This window comes from Candidatus Synechococcus spongiarum (assembly GCF_900047545.1).
GTDB lineage: Bacteria > Cyanobacteriota > Cyanobacteriia > PCC-6307 > Cyanobiaceae > Synechococcus_B > Synechococcus_B spongiarum_C.
Genome location: NZ_FITM01000002.1, coordinates 1 through 6,732 on the forward strand (window position 1 = coordinate 1; position 6,732 = coordinate 6,732).

Annotated in this window: 5 protein-coding genes; 2 read left to right on the forward strand and 3 right to left on the reverse strand. The window is 63.2% G+C overall.

Going from position 1 to position 6,732, the window contains the following annotated elements; genetic code table 11:
- The first annotated feature begins 323 nt into the window (after positions 1–323).
- Complete coding sequence (locus FLM9_RS07900) at positions 324–833, forward strand: hypothetical protein (protein ID WP_143324515.1); 510 nt, start codon at positions 324–326, stop codon at positions 831–833.
- A 209-nt stretch (positions 834–1,042) separates the two neighbouring features.
- Here the strand turns inward: FLM9_RS07900 and FLM9_RS08015 are convergent, their stop codons facing one another.
- The 3 genes from FLM9_RS08015 to FLM9_RS00070 all read right to left on the reverse strand — a co-directional run bounded on the left by FLM9_RS08015 (position 1,043) and on the right by FLM9_RS00070 (position 3,981).
- Positions 1,043–1,180, reverse strand: a complete 138-nt coding sequence (locus FLM9_RS08015; protein ID WP_180365240.1) for a hypothetical protein — start codon at positions 1,178–1,180, stop codon at positions 1,043–1,045.
- A gap of 310 nt (positions 1,181–1,490) precedes the next feature.
- Positions 1,491–3,785: a DUF3769 domain-containing protein gene (locus FLM9_RS00065; protein WP_074456682.1), complete on the reverse strand. Its 2,295-nt coding sequence runs from the start codon at positions 3,783–3,785 to the stop codon at positions 1,491–1,493.
- Positions 3,786–3,861: 76 nt separating this feature from the next.
- Positions 3,862–3,981, reverse strand: coding sequence for a photosystem II reaction center protein I (locus tag FLM9_RS00070; RefSeq protein ID WP_074456684.1), 120 nt, complete (start codon positions 3,979–3,981; stop codon positions 3,862–3,864).
- Positions 3,982–4,116: 135 nt separating this feature from the next.
- Between FLM9_RS00070 and FLM9_RS00075 the strand changes: the two genes are divergently transcribed.
- Positions 4,117–6,732 (forward strand): alpha-mannosidase (locus tag FLM9_RS00075; protein ID WP_074456683.1); only part of this gene is annotated, 2,616 nt, incomplete at its 3' end.

A 6,732-nucleotide genomic window follows, 5' to 3' on the forward strand; every position in this document is an offset into this window, starting at 1 on the left:
CATGATGCAGAGCATCTCGCCGAGGGAGAGCTTGCCAGCCCGGCGGCGCTGACGTTTAGACGCCGGCACTGGCAGAGGTGAGCTGACCCAGCGCTCCGGCAAGGGCAAGACCCTCTCCACCGAGCTGGCCATGACCATGGGCGCCGTCAGACTCCGCAGTCTGGTGCTGCAACTGGCCAACGGCGACGGCTTCTCCCTGTCCTCAAGGGCGATGCACCCTTCCCCGCATCACCTCGGAGGTGCTCTACAGCGCCGAGGGCAACCTGTCGGCCATTGCGGCTGACGGCTAGCTGCTCCGGGCCGGCATTGAGACGGCGCGGCCTATGACGCTGGGACCATCTGCGGCCACCTTCACCCCCTCCTTGGAGATGGAATTGCGCCTGGACGGTGGTGATGCCGCCACCGGCTTCGGCGCCAACATCGGCGCTGGGCTGGCCTCCGCCAGTCCAGAGAAGGGGTTGACGCTGGAGCTCAAGGCCCGTGGTCTGATGGCCCACGAGGCAGCGGGCTCCAGAGTGGGGCGCTGCCGCCGCACTCTTCTGGGAACCGCAACCGCACAGCGAGCACGGCCTCTCGGCCCAGCTTACCCAGTCCTGGGGCGCTGCCCCGTCCGGCGGCATGGAGGCGTTGCTCCAGCGGCCAGTGGGCAGCAGCAGGCGGTGGACATCCTCGCCGCAGCATGGCGGACCTTGCCGTCAACGACCATGGGGGCGCCGCCAGTTTGCCACTGCCAGTCGGTTGGAGGCCGAACTGGGCTACGGCCTGCCCCTGTGGGACGGCGCCTTCACCGCTACGACCAGCATCGGCTTCGCCCTCTCGGAAAACCTCCATGACTACCACATCGGCTGGAGACTCTCCCCCTCTGCAGAGACAACCCCCATGCCCAACTCCAACTGGAGTTGGACGCCACACACACTCCCGGCCCACCGACAGCGCTGCACCTGCCCAGAACGACCTCATGCTCAGACTCACCCCCCTCTGCTGACCACAGCGCCTGGTCAGCAGCCTACGGACCTTGTTGTGCGTTCCCCCTTCTTACCTGTCAAAACCTGCTGGTGGGACAAAGATCCCCCCACCAGGAGGCAGCGCCGTGGAGGCCTCGCTGCCGGAGACGCTTCAGCAGTTCCTTGGACAGGTAGCCCGTATCAGTAAACATCTTCCCGTGCAGTGCAGCGGTCATGGCCTCAAGCGTTTTTTGCGGTCATCCTTGCTTGCCATCGGTGATCCTGAAGACCATAAGCTGGCCTTTGTGAGGGGACCTTCCACTTGTTTGAACGGACAGGGATACCGAATCAGGTCATGCCTGATTGGGGAACCTCCCTCTCAACCCCACTGCAAGGGCTGAACAGCCTGAACCACCGACCACAGCAGGGTTCCTCCCCTCTTCCCATCAGCCTCCTCAGAGCAACGAGCCAAGCCGACCTCCCTCCCCCTCGTGTCCTCTTATCCAAAACTCGGGTTATCTCAACGATTTTGCCCTGCCCTGCTGATCAGCTATTGTGGGGCAGCCAGGATGATGGTGTGTAGGGGATGAAGGGAGTCCCAGTGCCGCGCCAGTCAAAGCCGTTGACGCGAATCCGTAAGCCACCCAGCCTGCGCTCTGGGCTATAAAATAGCCCCGCATTATAGGCACGTCGTTGCAATTTTAGCTCGAAAATGGAGTCAACTCTGTTGCCATATCGTTCTGATCTATCATCTACGTTGTAAGACACACTGGCTGCTAAAACCAGAGGACCAGCCAACTGCTGTGTCCAGGAGATATGAAGCAGGCCCAAATCCACAGCCCGATCAAAGCTAAACTGACTGAGCTGCTCCACAATGGAGACACTGCCGCCAATCGAAAGTTTTGTATAATCAACATAAGGTCGACTAAAATGACCTATGGTCACATCAGACACCATGCCCAGTGTGTAATAACGTTGGCCGCTGTGGTTCCCATAACTTGATGAGTGGCCAATTAAAAACGTTGTGAGGGACGCCCCAGGGCGAACGGGTTGCGGAACATGGCGCAGTGCTTCCATGGAGTCCTTCAGGATCTCCCCTTGCCAGATGGGCAAGGTGGAGGTGAGACGTGCATATCCCGATGCCCGCCACGTCTTCCCTGACAAGTCTTGTGTATCAAAGACCGTCGTGTTGATGTTTTGCAGGCCCAATCTCCAGAGCAGACGATTGCGCAGGGATCCCCATGGCGGGAGTTGGACGTCCTTTTCCAGGAATCCACCAAAAGCTGTGTACACGTCCTGCTCCCCCAGAGAACCGTTCCAGACGCTCAACTGATAGGCAGCGTTGAGGATGGCCCTGGTTTCACCCAGGAGAGGCAGGGTCAATGGGTGCTGGAGATTGGCCTCCGCCCGCATCCGGTTGGTGAGATGGCGGGGCGAGAGGGTGGAGAAGTCCGTGCGCAGTTGGAGTTGACCCTGTGGTCCCACGGGACGACGATAACGAATATCCAGGCCAAAAAGATCGCCAACGGAGATGGGGTCCGCCTCGGCAGAACGACGGCCTGTGGAGTCGGTATCGATCTTGCCGCTCAAGGCACGCTCCACCATGAACTGGGGCCTCAGGGTCAGTTCACCGCCGAGTAGGGAACGGGGCGCCAAGATGCGCTCAACGTAAAAACCGTCGTGCCTGGTCTCGTCGCTGAGGAAAGCCCAGAATGGACCATTGCTGTTGAGATTGATGCGGCGCGGCAAGGGCACCGACAACCTGCCGTCCAACAGACCGCGGTTCGTGACACTGGTGAGGATCAGTGAGCCATCCGGCTGCTCCCGGACTTCACTGTCCCGGCCTTCCAGGATCACTTGGGCCGGCGTTAGTGGATCATTGGTGAGCACTACCAGAGGACTGGTCCATCCGTCTGGTGTGAGAACGAGGGCCTTGGCTTGAAAACGCCAGCGGTTGATCCAGCCCCGATCCTGGCTCAGCGTCTCACTCTGCTCCAGGATCCTGAAGGCGGCTGGCAGCACCGGATCCTCACCACCTTCTTCCTCTTCATCCTCCTCTGTCTCTCCAAACTGGCCCCAGTCTGCAAAAGCCAAGTGGTACTCCAGTTGTAGTCCGGTCTTGGCGGTGATGTCATGGACCCGTTGGTTCGCCGGGCCAGGCCACTGGGCACCCGGTTCCAGTGGTTTGTTCAACCCGGCCGTCTCCGCCAGCAGGGGCACCCAATCCTGGTGGTGTTGGGCATGGCCGTCAGGGTTGGGGCAACCCAGGGGCGGCACAAGGTCTTGCTGCCCCTGGGTGGTCCACCCTCCGGAACGGTCGGAATCAGCCGGTGGCCACAGGGGGGGGCAGGCCAAGTTCGGTATTTCGGCCCACGGGGTATCCCCATCAACCGCTCCTGTTGGGGAAGTGGGCTGGCCTTGCCAACTCTTGAAATCAAGATCCGCGGTGTGGTGGTCAAGGTTGACAACCCCGTACACATCCCGCAACTCCCCTTGCCGGGTTTTCAGGTTGTAACGCAAGGCGCTGGCCTGGATGTACTGGAATCCCCGCTGAAACCGCACGGCGCCGACGGCTGTCAACAACCCGGTGACCTGTCCGTAGGTAACCCGCTCCGCCGCCAGGTCACCACCGGCAAGGTGTAACCGCACGTTGCCCTCCGCCACCAGGTGTTTCTGTTGGAGATCGACGTATTGGCGGTCTGCACGGACGGTGAGATTCAAGTCGCTCCAAGCGGCCAAAGTTCCCTTGGCGCCTTCACTAGCAGGGTCTTCACGGGTAGGGGTCAGGATTTCCGTGCTCAGAGCAGGACCGTAACCCAACCCCCACACGCCTGCGAGCATCAGGAGACCGACAAAAATTCTCAAGAACGATGACGGAAGGGGGTGCTGTGGCCTGTTGTGGAGAGTGTGTCCGGGATCACTCCTCCAGATCCTTGCGGCTCGGGGTGCGGCTGGGGTCACTGGCCAGGAAGCCGAACATGAAGAGACCGACGAAAAAGAAAACAACTGCGTAGACGGAAATCTTGAGGGCAAGCATGGTGGTGGTGCGACAGAAGCCGGAGTACACAAGGATCCATGGGCTGGATTCTTGTGGATGTTGCATTCTACGGTCCCCGGACGACAGGGAGCCCCTGATCCATAGTCTGTTGCAACGCTTGGTGCCATTCCCACCATGACCCAGTCTGCAGGGCAGGCACCAAGCCCGGGAGATCCTCCTTGGCAACTGGATTTGCAACACCGCTGGCGCCTGGACACCGGCGCGCCGGCACTGGCCTGGTCCCGCCGCCTGCCCCTTCGCCGGGACTGGCAAGCCCGTGGTGACCTGGTCTGGCCCCGGGGTGGCTGCCCCCTCCGTCTACATCTTCCCCTGACCACGCCGTTATCCTGGCAAGGGCTGCCCCATGGGGCAGTGGTTCCCCGGTTGGTGCTGCTCTGGTGGGCCGAGACCGCGGTGCTCAAGGTGGACGGCACGCCCCAGCGCCATGGCGACCTGTTTGCCAACACCTGTCGTCTGCCCCTGCCGCGCCGCTGGTTGGCGGGGACGCCCCTGCTGCTGGAGTTGGAGCTTCACAGCCCTTGCCATGACGAGGGTTCTCTGCTACGCAGCATCGTGGTGCTGGAGCCCCGCTGCCGTGACCAGGACCCGCTCGGTCTGTTGAAGAGCACGGAAGCAGACCTCACCGCCCAGGACAATGCTGGGGCAGGACGGACCTGCCCCCGGCAGGATCGTGTCACCCTGCTGAGCCATGCCCATCTGGATCTGGCCTGGCTCTGGCCCGTGGCGGAAACCTGGCGGGCCGCAGTGGAGACCTTCACCAGTGTGCTGAGCCTGATGGAGCAGCACACCGACCTCTGCTTTGGCCACTCCACACCCGCCCTCTACGCCTGGCTGCAACAGCACCGTCCAGCCCTTTGGCGTCGCATCCAGGTCCAGGCCAAGGCCGGGTGCTGGGAGCCTTTATGTGGTCCCTGGGTGGAAATGGACTGTGTGCTGATCAGTACTGTTTCCCTGCTCCGCCAACTGGAGACGGGGCAACGTTGGAGTCGACAGCACTTCCCCCAGTGGCGCCATGACCTGGCCTGGTTGCCGGACAGCTTCGGCTTCGCCGCAGGCCTCCCCCAGGCCCTGTCGTGCCAGGGCATCCGCTGGTTTTTGACCACCAAGCTCAGTTGGAATGCCTGTAACCCGTTTCCCCACCGCCTGTTCCGCTGGCGTGACCCCAGCGGCGCCGAGGTGCTGGCACTGTTCCCCGGTCCCCTCGGGGGGACAGGGGACCCACGGGCGATCCAGCAGGCCCATGGGGAATGGTGTGCCCACACTGGCGTCAACAGCAGCCTCTGGCTGCCCGGTGTGGGGAACCATGGGGGCGGCCCCAACCAGGACTTGATGGCTCAGGTGCAGCTTTGGTGGGGTCATCCCCAACTGCCCCGATATCGCCATGGCACGCTGCGCAGTTGGCTGGAGGAACTCAAGCCCCTGGCCCCGACACTGCCGGTGTGGGCCGATGAGCTTTACCTGGAGTTGCACCGCGGCTGCGCCACCACCCACCCCGAGCAGAAGCGCCACAACCGCACCGCTGAACGGCTGTTGCTGGAGGCGGAGCGGGTGCTGTGGTGGGGCCGGCATCTGGGCCATGGCCAGTGGGCTCTAGCGGGAGACCATTGGAACTGCCCGATCCAGCAATTGCAGCGCTGCTGGACAACACTCCTCTTCCACCAGTTCCACGATATCCTGCCGGGCAGCGCCACCGGCGAGGTGTTTGCCCAATTGGAGAGTGGATGGCGGCGCCTGAGGCGCCAGGCCAGCCGCATCCGTGACCAGGGGCTACAGGAGCTTCTCGGCACTGGGCCTCGGGATGGGCATCCACCGGCAGCGGGGAACCACTGGGTGGCGCTCCAACTGCAACCGGCCGGCCCCTGGCCCCGGGTGGTGCGTTTCCCCCGGTCCCAACAGCACCAGGTCCTGCCCCCCATGGCGGGCGTGGGTTGGCGGCGGCTCCAAAGCCCGTCTGACGTGGTCGAACCTCCACTTCATCCGGTGCGCATCCACCAGGGTGCAACCCCTGACTATTGGCAATTAGGCAACGGCCTCTGCACCGTGTACTGCGGTCCTGAAGGTGTCCTGCAACTGTTTTCCCCAGGTGGTCGCCAAGTGCTGGCGCAACCTTTGGCGTTGGGCCGCTGGCGGGACCGGGGCGAGTACTGGGACGCCTGGGATCTGGCTCCTGATCATCGCCGCCATCCCCTTGGCGGCATCAGGCTGGGCCAGCCTGAGTTGCTGGAGCAGAACCCCTGCATGGTGCGACTGCGTTGGCGTGGCGCTTTTGGGCAGAGCCGCATCAGCATGATGGCCTGCCTTGCTGCGGGCAGCCCCTACCTGGACCTGCGCTTAAGCATCCACTGGCGTCAGGCCCATGAACTGCTGAGCCTGGACGGGGAGCTGGCGCAGCCCGTCCAGCGCTGGGCGGCGGATACGTCCGGCGGGGTGATTGAACGCCCGGCACGACCACGGACGGCACGGGAACACAGTCGCTGGCACTGTGCGGCGTTCAGTTGGATGGCCCTGCTGCTGCAGCAGGGCGGCCTGGCGGTGCTCCTGGACGGCCCCCAAGGGATCCATGTGCAGGACAACCATCTGAGCGTGGCCCTGCTGCGTGGGGCCACATGGCCCGACCCCAGGGCGGACCGGGGCTGGTGGCGACACCGCTTGGGACTCATGCCCCTTGACGGGGGCTGGTGTGAACACCATGTTCCGGCGGCGGCGGACCACCTGCGCTGGCCCCTCCGG

Coding starts and splice junctions, on each gene's coding strand:
- FLM9_RS07900 (WP_143324515.1), top strand. CDS start 324: ATGACGCTGGGACCATCTGCGGCCACCTTCACCCCCTCCTTGGAGATG.
- FLM9_RS08015 (WP_180365240.1), bottom strand. CDS start 1,180: ATGACCGCTGCACTGCACGGGAAGATGTTTACTGATACGGGCTACCTG.
- FLM9_RS00065 (WP_074456682.1), bottom strand. CDS start 3,785: ATGCTCGCAGGCGTGTGGGGGTTGGGTTACGGTCCTGCTCTGAGCACG.
- FLM9_RS00070 (WP_074456684.1), bottom strand. CDS start 3,981: ATGCTTGCCCTCAAGATTTCCGTCTACGCAGTTGTTTTCTTTTTCGTC.